This is a genomic window from Modestobacter sp. VKM Ac-2986, from assembly GCF_026967795.1.
GTDB lineage: Bacteria > Actinomycetota > Actinomycetes > Mycobacteriales > Geodermatophilaceae > Modestobacter.
This window is the reverse complement of record NZ_JAPVBH010000002.1, coordinates 154,017-172,671: the sequence shown is the minus strand read 5'-3', so window position 1 is coordinate 172,671 and position 18,655 is coordinate 154,017. Positions and strand designations below refer to the sequence as shown.

The 18,655-nt window shown below is 74.0% G+C and carries 19 protein-coding genes; 18 read left to right on the top strand and 1 reads right to left on the bottom strand.

From position 1 onward, the window contains the following. The first annotated feature begins 76 nt into the window (after positions 1–76). The 18 genes from thrS to O2W14_RS04995 all read left to right on the top strand — a co-directional run bounded on the left by thrS (position 77) and on the right by O2W14_RS04995 (position 17,965). Positions 77–2,128, top strand: coding sequence for a threonine--tRNA ligase (gene thrS, locus O2W14_RS05080; RefSeq protein WP_269174994.1), 2,052 nt, complete (start codon positions 77–79; stop codon positions 2,126–2,128). After that, entirely contained in the window at positions 2,125–2,721 is a 597-nt protein-coding gene (locus O2W14_RS05075; protein ID WP_269174993.1) for an HIT family protein, read from the top strand. The genes thrS and O2W14_RS05075 overlap by 4 nt, the downstream gene beginning before the upstream one ends. Next, on the top strand, positions 2,722–3,375 hold the full coding sequence (gene pgsA / locus O2W14_RS05070) for a phosphatidylinositol phosphate synthase (RefSeq protein ID WP_269174992.1): 654 nt from the start codon (positions 2,722–2,724) through the stop codon (positions 3,373–3,375). Beyond that, entirely contained in the window at positions 3,372–4,307 is a 936-nt protein-coding gene (locus tag O2W14_RS05065) for a phosphatidylinositol mannoside acyltransferase (protein WP_269174991.1), read from the top strand. Before pgsA ends, O2W14_RS05065 begins: the two co-directional genes overlap by 4 nt. After that, positions 4,307–5,512 (top strand): glycosyltransferase family 4 protein, encoded by a 1,206-nt coding sequence (locus tag O2W14_RS05060; RefSeq protein ID WP_269174990.1) that lies wholly within the window; start codon positions 4,307–4,309, stop codon positions 5,510–5,512. Before O2W14_RS05065 ends, O2W14_RS05060 begins: the two co-directional genes overlap by 1 nt. A gap of 61 nt (positions 5,513–5,573) precedes the next feature. Next, on the top strand, positions 5,574–6,098 hold the full coding sequence (locus tag O2W14_RS05055; RefSeq protein WP_269174989.1) for a hypothetical protein: 525 nt from the start codon (positions 5,574–5,576) through the stop codon (positions 6,096–6,098). A gap of 50 nt (positions 6,099–6,148) precedes the next feature. Beyond that, positions 6,149–7,060, top strand: coding sequence for a pyridoxal 5'-phosphate synthase lyase subunit PdxS (gene pdxS, locus O2W14_RS05050; protein ID WP_269174988.1), 912 nt, complete (start codon positions 6,149–6,151; stop codon positions 7,058–7,060). Next, a complete protein-coding gene (gene pdxT, locus O2W14_RS05045; protein ID WP_269174987.1) occupies positions 7,057–7,722 on the top strand; it encodes a pyridoxal 5'-phosphate synthase glutaminase subunit PdxT in 666 nt (221 codons plus the stop codon). The genes pdxS and pdxT overlap by 4 nt, the downstream gene beginning before the upstream one ends. Then, positions 7,719–8,471, top strand: a complete 753-nt coding sequence (locus O2W14_RS05040; RefSeq protein ID WP_269174986.1) for a YebC/PmpR family DNA-binding transcriptional regulator — start codon at positions 7,719–7,721, stop codon at positions 8,469–8,471. Before pdxT ends, O2W14_RS05040 begins: the two co-directional genes overlap by 4 nt. Before the next feature lie 195 nt (positions 8,472–8,666). After that, positions 8,667–9,236: a crossover junction endodeoxyribonuclease RuvC gene (gene ruvC, locus O2W14_RS05035; RefSeq protein WP_269174985.1), complete on the top strand. Its 570-nt coding sequence runs from the start codon at positions 8,667–8,669 to the stop codon at positions 9,234–9,236. Continuing rightward, a complete protein-coding gene (gene ruvA, locus O2W14_RS05030; RefSeq protein WP_269174984.1) occupies positions 9,233–9,862 on the top strand; it encodes a Holliday junction branch migration protein RuvA in 630 nt (209 codons plus the stop codon). The genes ruvC and ruvA overlap by 4 nt, the downstream gene beginning before the upstream one ends. Beyond that, complete coding sequence (gene ruvB, locus O2W14_RS05025) at positions 9,859–10,995, top strand: Holliday junction branch migration DNA helicase RuvB (protein WP_269174983.1); 1,137 nt, start codon at positions 9,859–9,861, stop codon at positions 10,993–10,995. Before ruvA ends, ruvB begins: the two co-directional genes overlap by 4 nt. Positions 10,996–11,140: 145 nt before the next feature. Beyond that, complete coding sequence (gene yajC, locus O2W14_RS05020) at positions 11,141–11,479, top strand: preprotein translocase subunit YajC (RefSeq protein ID WP_269174982.1); 339 nt, start codon at positions 11,141–11,143, stop codon at positions 11,477–11,479. A gap of 14 nt (positions 11,480–11,493) precedes the next feature. Further along, positions 11,494–13,155 carry a protein translocase subunit SecD gene (gene secD / locus O2W14_RS05015; protein ID WP_269174981.1) on the top strand — a complete coding sequence of 554 codons (1,662 nt, stop codon included), beginning with the start codon at positions 11,494–11,496 and terminating at the stop codon, positions 13,153–13,155. Continuing rightward, on the top strand, positions 13,152–14,618 hold the full coding sequence (secF, locus tag O2W14_RS05010) for a protein translocase subunit SecF (RefSeq protein ID WP_269174980.1): 1,467 nt from the start codon (positions 13,152–13,154) through the stop codon (positions 14,616–14,618). Before secD ends, secF begins: the two co-directional genes overlap by 4 nt. Next, complete coding sequence (locus O2W14_RS05005) at positions 14,615–15,193, top strand: adenine phosphoribosyltransferase (protein WP_331253575.1); 579 nt, start codon at positions 14,615–14,617, stop codon at positions 15,191–15,193. The genes secF and O2W14_RS05005 overlap by 4 nt, the downstream gene beginning before the upstream one ends. A gap of 94 nt (positions 15,194–15,287) precedes the next feature. Next, a complete protein-coding gene (locus O2W14_RS05000) occupies positions 15,288–17,684 on the top strand; it encodes a RelA/SpoT family protein (RefSeq protein ID WP_269174979.1) in 2,397 nt (798 codons plus the stop codon). Further along, entirely contained in the window at positions 17,684–17,965 is a 282-nt protein-coding gene (locus tag O2W14_RS04995; RefSeq protein ID WP_269174978.1) for a hypothetical protein, read from the top strand. Before O2W14_RS05000 ends, O2W14_RS04995 begins: the two co-directional genes overlap by 1 nt. Positions 17,966–17,984: 19 nt before the next feature. Here the strand turns inward: O2W14_RS04995 and O2W14_RS04990 are convergent, their stop codons facing one another. Beyond that, on the bottom strand, positions 17,985–18,629 hold the full coding sequence (locus O2W14_RS04990) for a class I SAM-dependent methyltransferase (protein WP_269174977.1): 645 nt from the start codon (positions 18,627–18,629) through the stop codon (positions 17,985–17,987). Positions 18,630–18,655 lie beyond the last annotated feature (26 nt).

Below are 18,655 nucleotides of genomic sequence, written 5' to 3'. Positions count from 1 at the left end.
CCGGTCGCCGGCGCGCACTAGTCTGCTCAGGGCCCGGTCGTCCGGCCGGGGCCCGACCGATCCCCCAGGAGACCTCGTGTCCACCGCGCCCTCGCCCACCGCCGCCGACCCCGTCCGGGTGCCGGCCGGGACGACGGCCCTGCAGGCGCTCAAGGACGCCGGGCTGCCGCTGAAGGGCCCCGACGGCGCGGTCGTCGTCCGTGAGCTGGCCACCGGTGACCTGAAGGACCTCGCCTGGACCCCCGACGCCGACACCGACGTCGAGCTGGTGCCGGCCGCGAGCGCCGAGGGCCGCGCGGTCATCCGGCACTCCGCCGCGCACGTGCTCGCCCAGGCCGTGCAGGAGCTCTTCCCGGGCACCCGGCTGGGCATCGGCCCGCCGGTGGAGAACGGCTTCTACTACGACTTCGACCCCGAGCGGCCCTTCACCCCCGAGGACCTCAGCGCCCTCGAGAAGAAGATGACCGAGATCGTCCGGGCCGGCCAGCACTTCCGCCGCCGCGAGATCAGCGACGACGAGGCCCGCGCGGAGCTCGCGCACGAGCCCTACAAGCTGGAGCTGATCGGGCTCAAGGGCGGGGCCGCCGAGGCCGGGGACGGTGCCGACGTCGAGGTGGGCGGCGCACAGCTGACCATGTACGACAACGTCGACGCCCGCACCGGCGACGTGGTCTGGACCGACCTGTGCCGCGGCCCGCACCTGCCGCGCACCTCCAACGTCCCGGCCTTCGCGCTCACCCGCAGTGCCGCCGCCTACTGGCGGGGGAGTGAGAAGAACCCCCAGCTCCAGCGGGTCTACGGCACCGCGTGGGAGAGCAAGGACGCCCTCAAGGCGTACCAGGAGCAGCAGGCCGAGGCCGAGCGCCGTGACCACCGCAAGCTGGGCTCGGAGCTGGACCTGTTCAGCTTCCCCGACGAGATCGGCTCGGGCCTGGCCGTCTTCCACCCCAAGGGCGGGGTCATCCGCCGGGAGCTGGAGGACTACAGCCGCCGCCGGCACGAGCAGGCCGGCTACTCCTTCGTCAACACCCCGCACATCACCAAGGGCCAGCTGTTCGAGACCTCCGGGCACCTGGACTGGTACTCCGAGGGCATGTACCCGGCGATGCGGCTGGACGAGGAGCGCGACGCCGAGGGCAACGTCCGCAAGCAGGGCCAGGACTACTACCTCAAGCCGATGAACTGCCCGATGCACAACCTGGTCTTCTCCTCCCGGGGCCGGTCGTACCGGGAGCTGCCGCTGCGGCTGTTCGAGTTCGGCACCGTCTACCGCTACGAGAAGTCCGGCGTCATCCACGGCCTGACCCGGGCCCGCGGCTTCACCCAGGACGACGCGCACATCTACTGCACGCCCGAGCAGATGGCCGGCGAGCTGCGCGGCCTGCTGGACTTCGTGCTGGGGCTGCTGGCCGACTACGGCCTGAGCGACTTCTACCTGGAGCTCTCGACCCGCAACCCGGCGAAGTCCGTGGGCAGCGACGAGAGCTGGGAGGCCGCCACCGAGGCGCTGCGCCAGGCAGCGGTGGAGTCCGGGCTGGAGCTCGTCCCCGACCCCGAGGGTGCGGCGTTCTACGGCCCGAAGATCTCCGTGCAGGCCCGCGACGCGATCGGCCGCACCTGGCAGATGTCGACCATCCAGGTCGACTTCCAGCTGCCCGAGCGCTTCGACCTGGAGTACAGCGCGGCCGACGGCTCCCGCCAGCGGCCGGTGATGCTGCACCGCGCGCTGTTCGGCTCGATCGAGCGGTTCTTCGGCGTGCTCACCGAGCACTACGCCGGCGCCTTCCCGGCCTGGCTCGCCCCGGTCCAGGTCGTGGGCATCCCGATCACCGACGAGCAGGTGCCCTACCTGACCGACGTGGCCCTGCAGCTGCGCGCCCGGGGCATCCGGGTCGAGGTCGACGACTCCGACGACCGGATGCAGAAGAAGATCCGCACCGCCAGCAAGCAGAAGGTGCCCTTCGTGCTCATCGCCGGGGCCACCGACGCCGAGGCCGGGGCGGTCTCCTTCCGCTACCGCGACGGGTCGCAGCGCAACGGCGTCCCGGTGGCCGAGGCCGTCGAGCAGGTCGCCGCCTGGGTCGCGGCCCGGCACAACACCGACCCGACCGCCGAGCAGGCGCAGTGACCGAGGGGCAGGTGACCGAGGAGCCGGCCGGGCACCCGGGCGAGCTGCGGGTGCCCGTCGTCAACGACGAGGACGGCCCGACGGCGGTGTTCGAGCACCTGTGGACGCCCTACCGGATGGCCTACATCCGCGGGGAGAACAAGCCCACCGGCGACCACGACTGCCCGTTCTGCCTGATCCCGGCGATGGACGACGCCGAGGGGCTGATCGTCGCCCGCGGTGAGACGGTGTTCGTCGTCCTCAACCTGTACCCGTACAACGCCGGGCACCTGATGGTGGTCCCGTACCGGCACGTGCCCGACTACACCGACCTCACGGTCGCCGAGGTCGCCGAGCTGGGGGCCTACACCCAGACGGCGATGCGCGTGGTGCGCTCGGTCAGCGGTGCGCACGGGTTCAACGTGGGCATGAACCAGGGCTCGGTCGCCGGGGCCGGCATCGCCGACCACCTGCACCAGCACGCGGTGCCCCGCTGGGGCGGCGACACCAACTTCATGCCGGTGATCGGGCTGACCCGGGTGCTCCCGCAGGTCCTCGCCGAGACCCGGGCGCTGCTGGCCGCCGCGTGGCCGGCGACCGGCCGGGGGGCCTGAGTGCTCGGGGTCAACCTGCGCCCGGCCGTCGCCCGCTTCTGGGCGCCGGTGGTGCGCGGCCTGCTCAAGGTCGGGGTCACCGCGAACACCGTCACGCTCGTCGGCACGGTCGGGGCCATCGCCTCGGCGGTGTTCGGCATCGGCACCGGCCACCTGTTCTGGGGCGCGCTGGCGGTCACCTTCTTCGTGCTGCTGGACATGCTCGACGGCGCGCTGGCCCGGGCCCGGGGCGGCGGCTCGGTGTTCGGCGCCGTCCTGGACTCCACCGGTGACCGCGCCGCCGACGCCGCGATCTTCGGCGGCCTGGTCTGGTGGTTCTCCGGCGCCGGGGACAACCGGCTGCTGGTGCTGCTCGCCCTGCTGTGCCTGGTCCTGGGCGTGCTCACCTCCTACGTCAAGGCCCGCGCCGAGGGCGTCGGGCTGTCCGCCGACGTCGGGATCGTCGAGCGCACCGAGCGGCTGATCCTGGTGCTGGTCGGCACCGGCTTCAGTGGCCTGGGCATCCCCTACGCGGTGCACGTCGCGCTGTGGGTGCTGCTGGTGGGCAGTGCGGTGACCGTCGCGCAGCGGTTCACCGCCGTCCGGCGGGAGTCCCGGGGCATGCAGCTGCCCAGCCGCCCCGCCGGCGAGTCCACCGGCCGACCCGCGTCGTGAGCCGCGCCGGGCAGCTGCGCGACCGGCTGGCCGACGGCGGCTACGCGGCCGGCTGGCGGGCCGTGCGGGTGCTGCCCGAGCCGGCGGCCCGGGCGCTCTTCGCCGCCGGTGGCGCCCTCGCCGCACGCCGCGGCGGGCGCGGGGTGCAGCAGCTGCGGGCCAACCTCGACGTGGTCACCGGCGGCCGGCTGGACGACGCCGCGCTGGCCGACCTCACCCGGCGCGGCATGCAGTCCTACGCCCGCTACTGGCAGGAGGCCTTCCGGCTGCCCACGCTGGGCACCGCGCGCATCCTCGCCGGCTCGGACCTGCGCGGCCGCGAGCACCTGGAACGCGCGGTCGCCGAGGGCCGCGGCGTCGTCCTCGCCCTGCCCCACAGCGGCAACTGGGACGCCGCCGGGGTCTGGCTGGTGGACTTCCTGGGCGGGGAGTTCCTCACCGTCGCCGAGCGCCTGCGCCCGGAGTCGCTGTACCGCCGCTTCGTGGCCTACCGCGAGCACCTGGGCATGCGGGTGGTGCCGCTGACCGGCGGTGAGCGCCCCAGCGCCACCGTGCTGCGGGAGTGGCTGGCCACCGGTGGGACGACGTGCCTGCTGGTCGACCGCGACCTCTCCGGCAGCGGCGTCCCGGTCACCTTCTTCGGCCGGGCGACGACGATGCCCGGTGGCCCGGCGCTGCTGGCCGCCCAGACCGGGGCGGTGCTGCTGCCGGCGGTGTGCCGGTTCGACGGCGCCGGCTGGCGCTTCACCGTGCACCCGCCGGTGCCGGTCGACGGGCCGGGTCGGCTGCGGGACCGGGTGACCGCGGGGATGCAGCAGGTCGCCGACGCCTTCGCCACCTCGATCGCCGAGGCGCCCGAGGACTGGCACGTGCTCGGCCGGATCTGGCCCGGGGTCGGCCCCGGCGACCGTGCGCCCGCGGAGGCGCCCTGATGCGGATCGGGCTGGTCTGCCCCTACCAGTGGGACGTCCCCGGCGGCGTCCAGTACCACGTGCGCGACCTCGCCGAGACCCTTCGCGGCCTGGGCCACCACGTGGAGGTGCTCACCCCCGCCGAGCACGAGGAGAACCTGCCCGCCGAGCACGTGACCTGGGCCGGGCGGGCGGTGCCGGTGCCCTACAACGGCTCGATGGCGAGCATGCAGATCGGGCTGGTCTCCGCCGCACGGGTGCGCCGCTGGCTGCGCGAGGGCGCCTTCGACGTCGTCCACGTGCACGAGCCCGCCTCGCCGTCGGTGTCGCTGCTGGTCTGCATCGTCGCCAAGGGGCCGATCGTGGCGACCTTCCACGCCGCGACCACCCGGTCGAAGTTCCTCGCTGCGCTGGGACCGTGGGTGCGGCCGTGGCTGGAGAAGATCGGCGGCCGGATCGCGGTGTCCGACTTCGCCCGCCGGGTGCAGGTCGAGCACCTCGGGGGGGACGCGGTCGTGATCCCCAACGGCGTGCACGTGCCCGCCTTCGCCGCGGGCCCCCTGCTGCCGACCGCCGACCCCGCGGTGCCCACGATCGGCTTCCTCGGCCGCTACGACGAGCCGCGCAAGGGGCTGCCGGTGCTGCTGGACGCGCTGCGGCAGGTCGTGCGCGAGCACCCCGGTGCCCGGCTGCTGGTGGCCGGCCGCGGCGACCCCGACGCGCTGGCCGAACTGGTGGGGGAGGACCTCCGCGGGCACGTGACCCTGCTCGGGGAGCTCACCGAGGCGGACAAGGCGGCGTTCCTGCGCTCGGTCGACGTCTACTGCGCACCGAACCTGCTGGGGGAGTCCTTCGGGGTGATCCTGCTGGAGGCGATGGCCGCCGGGGCCCCGGTCGTGGCCAGCGACCTCGACGCCTTCGGCCGGGTGCTGGCCGGCGGCACCGCCGGGGTGCTGGTGCCCCGCGGGGACGCCGACGCACTGGCCGCCGCCGTCAGCGGGCTGCTCGCCGACCCGGCCCGCCGGGCCGAGCTCACCACGGCCGGCCGGGCGGTCGTCGCCGAGTACGACTGGTCGGTGGTCGCCCAGCGGGTCCTCACCGTCTACGAGACCGTCGCCCCGCCCGGGGGTGCTGGGGTCACCGGCTCCGCCGCGGACGACGCGGCGCTGCTCGGCGAGGTCGTGGGCCCACCGCACGGCCCGTTCCGCCGCCGCGTGCGCCGGTGACACGCGGTCGCACGACCAGGAGAGCCCGCAGGCACGGCCGGGCTGGCTAGCCTGGGCGGTCATGACCCCCGGGACCTGGCTGCTGCTCGTCGCCGCGGTCCTGGTCGTGGTCCACCTGCTGTGGACCGGCTGGACGCTGATCCGGCTGCGCCGGCTCGCCGGCCGGGTGCGCCGGGCCGGTGAGGTGCTCGACGCCGCGCTGCTGCGCCGGGCCGAGCTGGCCGCCGCCCTCGCCCGGGAGCGCGCCGACGTCCTGGGCGCACCGCTCGCCGCCGGGCTGGCCGACGCCGCGACCGCCTCGCGCACCCCGGCGGCGGGGGACCGCGAGGCCGCGGAGAACCAGCTGGGCCGGCTGCTGGGCCGGGTGCCGGCCGGGGCGCTGCCCCCCGAGCTCGACGAGGCCGCCGTCCGGGTGGGGCTGGCCCGGCGCTTCTACAACGACGCCGTCCGGGACACCCGGGCGCTGCGCCGCCGCCGGCTGACCCGGGTGTCCCGCCTGCACGCCCGCCGGCCGCTGCCGCGCTACTTCGACATCGACGACGGGCTGGACGCCGTCCTCTCCGGCGGCCCGTCCGCCGGCAGCTGAGCCGGCCGTAGGCTGGGGCGTTCCCGATCGACGACCAGCGAGGCAGCCACGTGTCCCAGCAGCACAGCGAGTCCAGCGACACGTCCACCGGCACCGTCCGGGTCAAGCGCGGCATGGCCGAGCAGCTCAAGGGCGGCGTCATCATGGACGTCGTCAACCCGGAGCAGGCCAAGATCGCCGAGGACGCCGGCGCGGTCGCGGTCATGGCGCTGGAGCGGGTCCCGGCCGACATCCGCGCCCAGGGCGGCATCGCGCGGATGAGCGACCCGGACATGGTCCAGGGCATCATCGACGCGGTCTCCATCCCGGTGATGGCCAAGGCCCGGATCGGCCACTTCGTCGAGGCGCAGGTGCTGCAGGCCCTCGGCGTCGACTACATCGACGAGTCCGAGGTGCTGACCCCGGCCGACGAGGCCCACCACATCGTCAAGACCGACTTCACCGTGCCCTTCGTGTGCGGCGCGACCGACCTGGGCGAGGCGCTGCGCCGCATCTCCGAGGGCGCGGCGATGATCCGCTCCAAGGGCGAGGCCGGCACTGGCAACGTCGTGGAGGCCACCCGGCACATGCGCGCGCTGCGCGCCGGCATCCGGCGGCTGACCACCCTGGACGACACCGAGCTGTTCGTCGCCGCCAAGGAGCTGCGCGCCCCGCACGACCTGGTCGTGGAGGTCGCCCGCACCGGCAAGCTGCCCGTCGTCCTGTTCACCGCCGGTGGCCTGGCCACCCCGGCCGACGCCGCGATGATGATGCAGCTGGGCGCCGAGGGCGTGTTCGTCGGCTCGGGCATCTTCAAGTCCGGCGACCCGGCGCAGCGGGCGGCTGCCATCGTGCAGGCCACCACCTTCTTCGACGACCCGGCCGTGATCGCCAAGGTCTCCCGCGGGCTGGGCGAGCCGATGGTCGGGATCAACGTCGACACCCTGCCGGAGTCCCAGCGCTACGCGGCCCGCGGCTGGTGAGTGCGCCCACCATCGGGGTGCTCGCGCTGCAGGGCGACGTCCGCGAGCACCTGGCGGTGCTGCGTGGGCAGGGCGCGCAGGCGGTGACCGTGCGGCGCCCGGCGGAGCTGGCGGCGGTCGACGGGCTCGTCGTCCCGGGTGGGGAGTCCACCACCATGGCCAACCTGGCGTCCCGGTCCGGGCTGCTCGGGCCGCTGCGCGAGGCGGTCGCGGCCGGGCTGCCCACCTACGGCTCCTGTGCCGGGATGATCATGCTGGCCGACACGGTGCTCGACGCCCCCGCCGGCCAGCAGACCATCGGCGGGCTGGACGTCACGGTGCGCCGCAACGCCTTCGGCCGGCAGGTCGACTCCTTCGAGACCGAGGTCGAGGTGGCCGGCGTCCCCGGGGGTCCCGTGCACGCCGTCTTCATCCGCGCGCCGTGGGTCGAGGCGGTCGGTCCGGGGGTCGAGGTGCTCGGCCGGGTCGTGGGCGGAGCGGCCGACGGTAAGATCGTCGCCGTCCGCCAGGGTCACCTGGTGGCCACCAGCTTCCACCCCGAGCTCACCGGCGACCCCCGGGTGCACGCGATGTTCGTGGAGCTGGTGCGGGCAGCCCGTGCCCGCGGTCTGGGTTCCGACGGCGCCACTGCAGGCGCCGACAGTGAGGGGAGAGCTTCGTGAGCGGCCATTCCAAGTGGGCGACGACCAAGCACAAGAAGGCCGGGATCGACGCCAAGCGCGGCAAGCTCTTCGCCAAGCTGATCAAGAACATCGAGGTCGCGGCCCGCACCGGCGGCGGTGACCTGCAGGGCAACCCGACGCTGTTCGACGCCGTCCAGAAGGCGAAGAAGAGCTCGGTGCCCAACGACAACATCGACCGCGCCGTCAAGCGCGGGTCCGGTGCCGAGGCCGGCGGCGTCGACTACCAGGGCATCACCTACGAGGGCTACGCCGCGGCCGGGGTCGCGGTGCTCATCGAGTGCCTCACCGACAACAAGAACCGGTCGGCGATGGAGGTGCGCACCGCGATGACCCGCAACGGCGGCACCATGGCCGACCCCGGCTCGGTGTCCTACCTGTTCTCCCGCAAGGGCGTCGTCGTCGTGCCGGCTGCCGGCCACACCGAGGACGACGTGCTGATGGCCGTCCTGGACGCCGGTGCCGAGGAGGTGCGCGACCTCGGCGACACCTTCGAGGTCGTCAGCGAGCCCGGCGACATGGTCGCGGTGCGCACCGCCCTGCAGGAGGCCGGCATCGAGTACGACTCCGCCGACATGGGCTTCGTGCCCAGCGTGCAGGTCGAGCTGGACGCCGAGGGCGCGGCCAAGGTGTTCAAGCTCATCGACGCCCTCGAGGACCTCGACGACGTGCAGAACGTCTACGCCAACTACGACGTCTCCGACGAGGTCATGGAGACGATCGACGCCTAGGCCGCGTGCAGGGGCCCAGTGCGAGCTCGCGAGTGCTGGGTGGCACGGGGTCCTTCGTCTCGCCCCCACCCTTCGCAGGCTCAGGGCGGGACCCTGCGAGGGGGCCGGGCCGACGGGCGTGTCGGGGACCGTTTCGTCAGGGACGCCGGTTAGCGTTGGTTCGAACACGTGTTCGCGCTGATCGGTGGAGGTCTCATGCGGGTGCTCGGCATCGACCCGGGACTGACCCGGTGCGGGTGGGGTGTGGTCGACGGGCGTCCCGGCGTCCGGCCCACGGCGATCGGGGTCGGGGTCATCCGCACCCACCCCGACCTGGACCTGGAACTGCGACTGCTGGAGGTGCACACCGCCGTGACCGCCCTGCTGCGGCAGCACCGCCCGGAGGCCGTGGCCATCGAGCGCGTCTTCACCCAGAACAACAAGGGGACGGCGACCGGCACCGCCCAGGCCGCCGGTGTCGCCGCGCTGGCCGCGGCGCAGGCCGACCTGCCGGTCGCCTGGCACACCCCCAGCGAGGTCAAGGCCGCCATCTCCGGCAACGGCCGCGCCGACAAGGACCAGGTCACGATGATGGTCACCCGGGTCCTCGGGCTCACCGAGGCGCCCAAGCCCGCCGACGCCGCCGACGCGCTGGCGCTGGCGGTCTGCCACGTGTGGCGCGCCCCGGCGCAGGCCCGGCTGCGGGTCGCCGCGCTGGCCGGCGGCATCGGCGCACCGGTCCCGGCGTCCCGGACGCTGCCGCGCTGGCAGGGGGTGTCCCGGTGATCGCCAGCGTGAGCGGCCGCGTCGCCGCGGTCTCACCCGACGGCGCCGTGGTCGAGGTCGGCGGGGTGGGCCTGGCCGTGCAGTGCACGCCCGGGACCATCGCCCGGCTGCAGGTCGGCGAGCAGGCCCGGCTGGCGACCAGCCTGGTGGTCCGCGAGGACTCCCTGACCCTCTACGGCTTCGCCGACGACGACGAGCGCCAGCTGTTCGAACTGCTGCAGACCGCCAACGGCGTGGGCCCGCGGGTCGCCCAGGCCGTGCTGGCCATCCACCCGCCGCGCGAGGTGCGCCGGGCGGTGTCGATGGGCGACCTCAAGGCACTGATGCAGGTGCCCGGCATCGGCAAGAAGGGCGCCGAGCGCCTGGTGCTGGAGCTCCGCGACCGCCTGGGCGTCACCACCTCCGACACCTCCCTCGACGGCCCGGCCCTGCCCGGCATCGCACCCGTCCAGCCCTGGCGCGACCAGCTCGGCCAGGCGCTGGTCGGGCTGGGCTGGAGCACCAAGGAGGCCGACATCGCCGTCCTCGAGCTCGTGCCGGCCGCCGACGCGCAGATCGCCGAGACCGGTGGCGTCGAGGTCGGCGTCCTGCTGCGGCAGGCCCTGCGGATGCTGGGCCGCTCATGAGCTCCTTCGACCGGGGGCTGTCGGCCGCCGACGCCGGTCCGGGCCGGTACACCGCTCCCGACTGGGACGACGCCGTCGACCCGCGGGCCGGTGACGAGGAGCGGGTCGTGGAGTCCGCGCTGCGGCCCCACTCGCTCGCGGACTTCATCGGCCAGCCCAAGGTCGCCCGCCAGCTCGACCTGGTCCTCGAGGGCGCCAAGCGCCGCGGCCGGCCGCCGGACCACGTGCTGCTGTCCGGCCCGCCCGGGCTGGGCAAGACCAGCCTCGCGCTGATCATCGGCTCCGAGCTGGGCACCGCGGTCAAGATCACCAGCGGCCCGGCGATCGAGCGCTCCGGCGACCTGGCCGCCATGCTGTCCAACCTGGCGCCCGGCGACGTCCTGTTCATCGACGAGATCCACCGGATCGCCCGGCCCGCCGAAGAGCTGCTGTACATGGCGATGGAGGACTTCCGGGTCGACGTCGTGGTGGGCAAGGGCCCCGGCGCGACGGCGATCCCGCTGGAGATCAACCCGTTCACGCTGGTCGGGGCGACCACCCGCGCGGGCCTGCTCACCGGCCCGCTGCGCGACCGGTTCGGCTTCGTCGGCCAGATGGAGTTCTACGACACCACCGACCTGCAGAAGGTCATCGCGCGCAGCGCGGACCTGCTGGGGGTCGAGCTGACCGCCGACGGCTCGGCCGAGATCGCCGGGCGCTCCCGCGGCACGCCCCGCATCGCCAACCGGCTGCTGCGCCGGGTGCGCGACTTCGCCGAGGTCCGGGCCGACGGGCGGGTCACCCTGGAGGTCGCCCGGGCCGCGCTGGCCCTCTACGACGTCGACGACCTGGGCCTGGACCGGCTGGACCGCTCGGTGCTCGACGCGCTGGTGACGAAGTTCGGCGGCGGGCCGGTGGGCGTCGCGACGCTGGCCGTGGCCGTGGGGGAGGAGCCGCACACCGTCGAGGAGGTGTGCGAGCCCTTCCTGGTGCGCGCCGGGCTGCTGGCCCGCACCCCGCGCGGGCGGGTCGCCACCGAGGCCGCGTTCCGTCACCTGGGGCACGCCGTCCCGCGCGGTGGGGTGCCGCTCAGCGGCGGCACAGGCGACCGGCCGTCGGCCGGGCCTGGCGACTCCACGCTCTTCGACGCCTAGACTCCGACGCGCTGGCGCGCCCGGCTCGCCGGGGCGCTCCGCCCGGCGGAGCCCGTGGACGTGTGCCGGCGCCGATGTACCCGAGCGGCCCGATGACGGGTCGCACCCACCGCGCGACCTGCCGCGGTAGAGAGGCTCACCAGTCGTGGAATACCTGCCGTTGATCGTGCTCGTCCTGCTGTTCGGCCTGCTGATCGTGCTGCCCGCCCGGCAGCGCAAGAAGATCCAGGCCAACGCCGCGGCGATGCAGGCCGCGCTCACCCCGGGCACCCCGGTGATGCTGACCAGCGGCATCCACGGCACCGTCGCCGCGCTCGGCGCGGACACCGTCGACCTCGAGGTCTCCCCGGGGGTCGTCATCACCGTCGCCCGCCCGGCGGTGCTGGAGGTCCGGAAGCCGCTGGACGCGGGCACGACCGGGGGCAGCACCGCGGCCACCGGGTCCACCGACGGCGACGGCGACCCCGCCGACCGCGCCCGCTGAGCCGGGCACCCCTCATGGCAGCCCGACAGATCCCCGCCCGGCGGTACTTCGCCGCCTTCCTGCTCATCGTGGTGGGCCTCTACGCGCTGATCTTCCTCACCGGGGACCGGCGCACCCCGCAGCTCGGCCTGGACCTCCAGGGCGGGACGACGGTCACCCTCACCGCCCGCACCCCCGACGGCCAGCCGCCGGAGTCCGCCGACCTCGAGCTGGCCCGTCAGATCATCGAGCAGCGGGTCAACGGCCTGGGCGTCGCCGAGGCCGAGGTGGTCACCGAGGGCAGCAGCAACATCGTCATCTCCGTGCCCGGTGACAACGGCGACCGCGCCCGCGAGCTCGGCGCCACCGCCCAGCTCCGGTTCCGCCCGGTCGTGGGCGGCCCGGAGGCGGCCGCCCCCGCCGCCGACCCGTCGGCCACGCCCACCGACTCCGCCGCCCCGACGGACCCGGCCGCGCCCACCGACTCCGCCGCCCCGACCGACTCCGCTGCGCCCACGGACACCGCCGCCCCGACCTCGGGTGCCCCGGCGACCGACGGCGGTGCGGTGACCGACCCCTCGGCTCCCGACCCGAACGCGCCCGTGGTGACGCAGGAGCAGGCGCAGGCCGAGTTCGCCACGCTGACGTGTGACACCACGACCACCGAGGTCGACCGGCCCCAGGACCACATCGCGGCCTGCTCCGACGACGGCACCGCCAAGTACCTGCTGGGCCCGGCGGTCATCGAGGGCACCGACGTCTCCAACGCCACCGCCGGCACTGAGCAGGGCACCGGCGAGTGGATCGTCAACCTCGACTTCACCGGCGCCGGCTCGACGGCCTGGGCGGAGTTCACCACCGCCAACGTCGGCAACAACGTGGCCATCACCCTGGACGGCCGGGTCGTCTCCGCGCCGACCATCAACTCCGCGATCAACGGCGGCACCACCCAGATCTCGGGCAGCTTCGACCAGGAGTCGGCCACGGAGCTGGCCAACCAGCTCAAGTACGGCGCCCTGCCGCTGACCTTCAGCCAGGCCACGGCACAGTCGATCTCCACCGAGCTGGGCAGCGAGCAGCTGCGGGCCGGCCTGATCGCCGGCGCCATCGGCGTCGCCCTGGTGTTCGTCTACGCGCTGCTGTACTACCGCCTGCTCGGCCTGGTCATGATCGCCAGCCTGCTGCTGTCGGCGGTGGTCGTCTACGGCTGCCTGGTGCTGCTGGGCCGGGAGATCGGCTTCGCGCTGAGCCTGGCCGGCATCGCCGGGTTCATCGTCTCCATCGGCATCACCGCGGACTCCTTCGTCGTCTACTTCGAGCGGCTCAAGGACGAGGTGCGGGAGGGGCGGACGCTGCGCAGCGCCACCCCGCGGGCCTGGGTGCGGGCGCGCCGGACGATCCTGTCCGCCGACGCCGTCAGCTTCCTGGCCGCGGCGATCCTGTACTGGCTGGCCATCGGTGACGTGAAGGGCTTCGCGTTCACCCTGGGCATGTCCACGGTCCTCGACCTCGTCGTCGTCTTCCTCTTCACCCACCCGCTCATGGCGGTGCTCAGCCGGGTCAAGAGCTTCGGCACCAACCGCTTCTCCGGCCTGGGCCAGGTCGACCACAGCCGCCGTCCGGGGTCACCGACCCGGGGCGACCGGCAGCTGGTCGGTGCCGGCACCGGCAGCAGCACGAACGGGAGCAACCGATGACCACCCCCCGCGAGCCCGGTTCCACCGGGTCCACCGCCTTCGGCGGCGGCGACCTGCCCGCCCCCACCGGCGGGCCCGGCCAGCAGCCGACCGGGACCGAGGAGACGGCGGTCCCGGTCGGGACCGCCGCCGACGAGGTCGTCGACGAGGCCGAGGTGCTGCACGAGGCCGCCGACGAGAGCACCGGCGACCAGGCGCTGGCCGACGCCGGCCTGCCCGCCGAGGGGGAGTCCGGCCGCCGGGCGCCCTCCCGTGCGTCGCTGGCCCACCGGCTCTACAACGGCGAGGCCGGGCTGGACGTCGTCGGCAAGCGGCGCTTCTGGTTCAAGGTGACCGCGGCCGTCGTGGCGCTGTGCGTGCTGCTGATGGTCGTCCGCGGCTTCAACTTCGGCATCGAGTTCGCCGGCGGCAACAGCCTGCGGGTGCCGGCCACCTCCGAGCAGCTCACCGAGGTCCGCGAGGCCGCCGAGGGCGCCGGGGCCGAGGTCTCCAGCGCCCAGGTCGTCGGCGGCAACTCGGTGCTGCTGCGCACCGAGGCCCTCGACCCCGCCACCGAGGAGTCCGTCGTCGCCGCCGTGGCGCAGGCCGCCGGCGTCGCGGAGACCGAGGTCAGCCCGCAGGCGGTCAGCGCCGACTGGGGCGGTGACGTCACCAACAAGGCGCTGCTGGCCCTGGTCGTGTTCCTGGTCGCCGTGGTCGCCTTCCTGGCGATCCGCTTCCGGCCCACCATGGCCGTGGCCGCGATCGTCGCGCTCGTGCACGACATCGTCGTCACCGCCGGCGTCTACGCCCTGATCGGCTTCGAGGTCACCCCCTCGACGGTGATCGGTCTCCTGACCATCCTCGGGTTCTCCCTCTACGACACCGTCGTGGTCTTCGACAAGGTCGACGAGAACACCAAGGACCTCACCAAGAGCGCCCGGTCGACCTACGGTGAGGCGGCCGACCTGGCCGTGAACCAGACGCTGATGCGGTCGATCAACACCTCGGTGATCGCGCTGCTGCCGGTGGCCGGGCTGCTGTTCGTCGGCGCCGGCCTGCTGGGCGCGGGCACGCTCAAGGACCTCGCGCTGGTGCTGTTCATCGGCCTGGCCGCCGGCACCTACAGCTCGATCTTCCTGGCCACCCCGGTCCTGGCCGAGCTCGAGGAGCGCAAGCCGGAGAACATCGCGCTGCGCAAGCGCGTGCTCGCCCGCCGGGCCTCCGAGGCCCGCACCGGTGGCGCCCGCCCGGCCGGTCCGGTCGCCAGCGCCCGCCGTGGTGGCGGGGCCACCGCGGCCCGCCGGTCCGCCGTCCCGGTCGCCGAGCGCCCGGACTCCCTGCCCGAGCGTCCCGAGGCCGACGTCGTGATCGAGTCGCCGTCCTCGGTGCAGCGGGAGACCGGCACCACCCGCGGTGGGACGACGGCGCCCCGGCCCGGGCAGCGTCCTGGCACCCGCCCGTCGGGCCGGAAGCGCCGGTGACGACGGCGGAGCTGCCGGTCGAGGAGCTCATCGCCTCGCTGGCGGTCGACGTCCCGGACTTCCCGGTCCCCGGGGTGGTGTTCCGGGACCTGACCCCGGTGTTCGCCGACGCCGGTGCCTTCCGCCGGGTCGTCGACGCGCTCACCACGCCCGCCGACCTCGACCCGCGGGCCGCCGCGCTCAGCGGGTCCGACGGCGGTCCCGGCTTCGACGTCGTGGCCGGCGTCGAGGCCCGCGGCTTCCTGCTGGCCGCCGCGGTCGCCCTGGACGCCGGCACCGGCGTGGTCCCGGTGCGCAAGGCCGGCAAGCTGCCCCGGGAGGTCGTCTCGGCCGAGTACGACCTGGAGTACGGCACCGCCACGCTGGAGCTGCACACCGACTCCATCCGGCCCGGGCAGCGCGTGCTGGTCGTCGACGACGTGCTGGCCACCGGCGGGACGCTCGAGGCGGCCGTCGCCCTGGTGGAGCGGCTCGGCGGGGTGGTGACCTCGGTCGCGGTGGTGGTCGAGCTGGCCGCCCTCGGCGGGCGCCAGCGGGTCGCCCCGCACCCCGTCCACGCGCTCTGGCGGACCTGACCTGCACCCCCCGCCGGGTGAGCACCCGGCGGGGGGCCGGAGGCCGCGTCTAGCATGGGAGGGAACGACCCTCCTCAACAGTGCAGGAGCACCCGTGGCCTCAGACGTCGTCGTTCCCCGGACGTCGGACGCGCCCCCGACAGCGGAGACCGCGCCCCGGGTGACGCTGCCCGAGCGGCCCGCCGTCCGCCGTCCCGACGACGTCGTGCCGGAGCCGGGCGGGGAGAACGAGACCGTCCCGCGCCGCCGCGTCCGTGACCGGCTCGCCCGCCGGATCGTCGCCGGACAGCGTTCCACCGGCATCCGGCCGGTGCTCGAGCCGCTGGCGGCCCTGCACCGCGCCAGCCACCCCAAGGCCGACCTCGCGCTGCTGCAGCGGGCCTACGACGTCGCCGAGGAGGCGCACGCCGAGCAGAGGCGCAAGAGCGGCGACCCCTACATCACCCACCCGCTCGCGGTGGCCACCGTGCTGGCCGGGCTGGGCATGGACACCACGACGCTGGTCGCCGCGCTGCTGCACGACACCGTCGAGGACACCGGCACCACGCTGGAGTCGATCACCGCCGACTTCGGCCCGGAGGTCGCCCACCTCGTCGACGGCGTCACCAAGATCGACAAGGTCAAGTTCGGCGACGGCGCGCAGGCCGAGACCATCCGCAAGATGATCGTCGCGATGTCCCGCGACCCCCGGGTCCTGGTCATCAAGCTCGCCGACCGGCTGCACAACATGCGCACGCTGCGGTTCCTCCCGCCGGAGAAGCAGGAGAAGAAGGCCCGCGAGACGCTGGAGATCCTCGCGCCGCTGGCCCACCGGCTGGGCATGAACACCATCAAGTGGGAGCTGGAGGACCTCGCGTTCGCCACGCTCTACCCCAAGCGCTACGACGAGATCGTGCGGCTGGTGGCCGAGCGGGCGCCCTCCCGCGACACCTACCTGTCCGAGGTCACCTCGTCGGTCACCGACCAGCTCAAGGCCGCCAACATCCAGGCGACGGTCACCGGCCGGCCCAAGCACTACTACTCGATCTACCAGAAGATGATCGTGCGCGGTCGCGACTTCACCGACATCTGGGACCTGGTCGGCATCCGCATCCTGGTCGAGTCGGTACGCGACGTGTACGCCGCGCTGGGCATCATGCACGCCCACTGGCAGCCGGTGCCCGGCCGCTTCAAGGACTTCGTGGCGATGCCGAAGTTCAACATGTACCAGTCGCTGCACACCACGGTGATCGGCCCGCAGGGCAAGCCCGTCGAGCTGCAGATCCGCACCTTCGACATGCACCGCACCGCCGAGTACGGCATCGCCGCGCACTGGAAGTACAAGGCCAAGGCCGGCGCGAAGACCGAGGTCACGCCCGCGCCCGGTGCCCCCGGCGACGACATGCTGTGGCTGCGCCAGCTGCTGGACTGGCAGCGCGAGGCCCAGGAGCCCGGCGAGTTCCTGGAGACCCTGCGCTACGACCTCGGTCCGCAGGAGGTCTTCGTCTTCACGCCCAAGGGCGACGTGATCAGCCTGCCGGGGGAGTCGACCGCGGTCGACTTCGCCTACGCGGTGCACACCGAGGTCGGGCACCGGTGCATCGGCGCCCGGGTCAACGGCAACCTGGTCTCCCTGGACAGCAAGCTGTCCAACGGCGACGTCGTGGAGGTCTTCACCTCCCGCTCGCCCACGGCCGCCCCGTCGAAGGACTGGCTGGCCTTCGTCGGCAGCTCCCGGGCGCGCACCAAGATCCGCCAGTGGTTCACCAAGGAGCGCCGCGAGGACGCCGTCGAGGCCGGCAAGGACGCGCTGACCAAGGCGATGCGCAAGGCCGGGCTGCCGCTGCAGCGGCTGATGGGCGGGGAGTCCCTGGCCACCCTGGCCGCCGACCTGCACTACCCCGACATCAGCGCGCTCTACGCCGCGGTGGGGGAGAACCAGGTCTCGGCGCACTCGCTGGTGGAGAAGCTGCTCATCGCCCTGGGCGGCACCGAGGGCGCCACCGAGGACATCGCCGAGACCGCGATCCCCACCAAGCGCACGGTCGCCCGTACCGCCGGCGGCGACCCGGGCGTCGTCGTCCACGGCATGACCGACGTCTGGGCCAAGCTCGCCAAGTGCTGCACGCCCGTGCCCGGGGACGACATCCTGGGCTTCGTCACCCGTGGCGGCGGCGTGAGCGTGCACCGCACCGACTGCACCAACGCCGCGGACCTGCAGCGTTCGCCGGAGCGGCTGGTCGAGGTCGACTGGGCGTCCTCGCCGGGCTCGGTCTTCCTGGTCGCCATCCAGGTCGAGGCGCTCGACCGGCACCGGCTGCTGTCCGACGTCACGAAGGCGCTGGCCGACGAGCGGGTCAACATCCTCTCCGCGTCGGTGCAGACCAGCCGGGACCGGGTGGCGATCAGCCGGTTCACCTTCGAGCTGGCCGACCCCGCACACCTGGGCGCGGTGCTGCAGACGGTGCGCAACGTCGACGGCGTCTTCGACGTGGAGCGCGTCACCGCCTGATGGAGGTCCGGCCGGTCGACCCCCGGGACGTGTCCTGGGAGGTCGACCGGCCGCGCTACCGCGTCCACTTCTGGCGGGAGACGGCAGACCCGGCCGGCGGCCCCCCGGGTCGAGCGTGTGACGAGCAGGAGCTCGCCGGTCCGGACGTCGACGCGACCACGGTGCTCGCCTGGGCCGCGGAGCAGGTCGTGGAACGGGGTGCCGACTGGTGCGAGGTGTTCGCCGTCGTCGACCGGACGCCCGGCGGGCGCGGGCTCGTGCGGCTGACGCCGTCCCGCTGACGGTCGGGGCGCCGGTGGGTCAGCCGAGCCGGGTGGCGATGACGGCGTACAGCGGGTCGCCCAGGCCCGGGCGGGTGCGGAGCTGCACGGTCGGCTCGTCGAAGCGGTCGCTGCGGCGGACCAGCTCGGAGATGACGGCGCCGTGCTGCTCGTCGTCGGTGGCCAGCCAACCGCGCACGGCCTTGGTCGGGAAGCAGCGGTTGGAGAAGGTCACCGCCAGGACCCCGCCCGGGCGCAGCACCCGGCCCACCTCGGCCAGCACCTCGACCGGCCGGGTGAGGTAGTCGATCGACACGCAGCACACGGCCGCGTCGACGTCGGCGTCGGGCAGCGGGACGGTCGGGTCGGCGTTCAGGTCGTGCACCAGCCGCTGGGTGGCGGCGGGGTTGGCGGCCAGCTCCTCGGCGTTCATCCCGAGCACGACCAGCTCGGCCGGCGGGGTGCGGAAGTGCGACACCCACGACGACATCAGGTCCAGCACCCGGGTCGGTGCGGGCGCGGACCCGTCGATGCCCAGTTCGGCGTACAGCTCACCGACCGCGGTGATCGCGGCGTCGTCGATGTGGGTCACCAGCCGCGGGCGGTCGTAGAACCGGGTGTCCGGGGTGTCGTCGCTGCGGTCGAAGAAGCCCGGGGGGAAGCCCGCGTACGGGTCGGCGTCCATCCGCCCAGTGTGCGGTCCCGGACGCA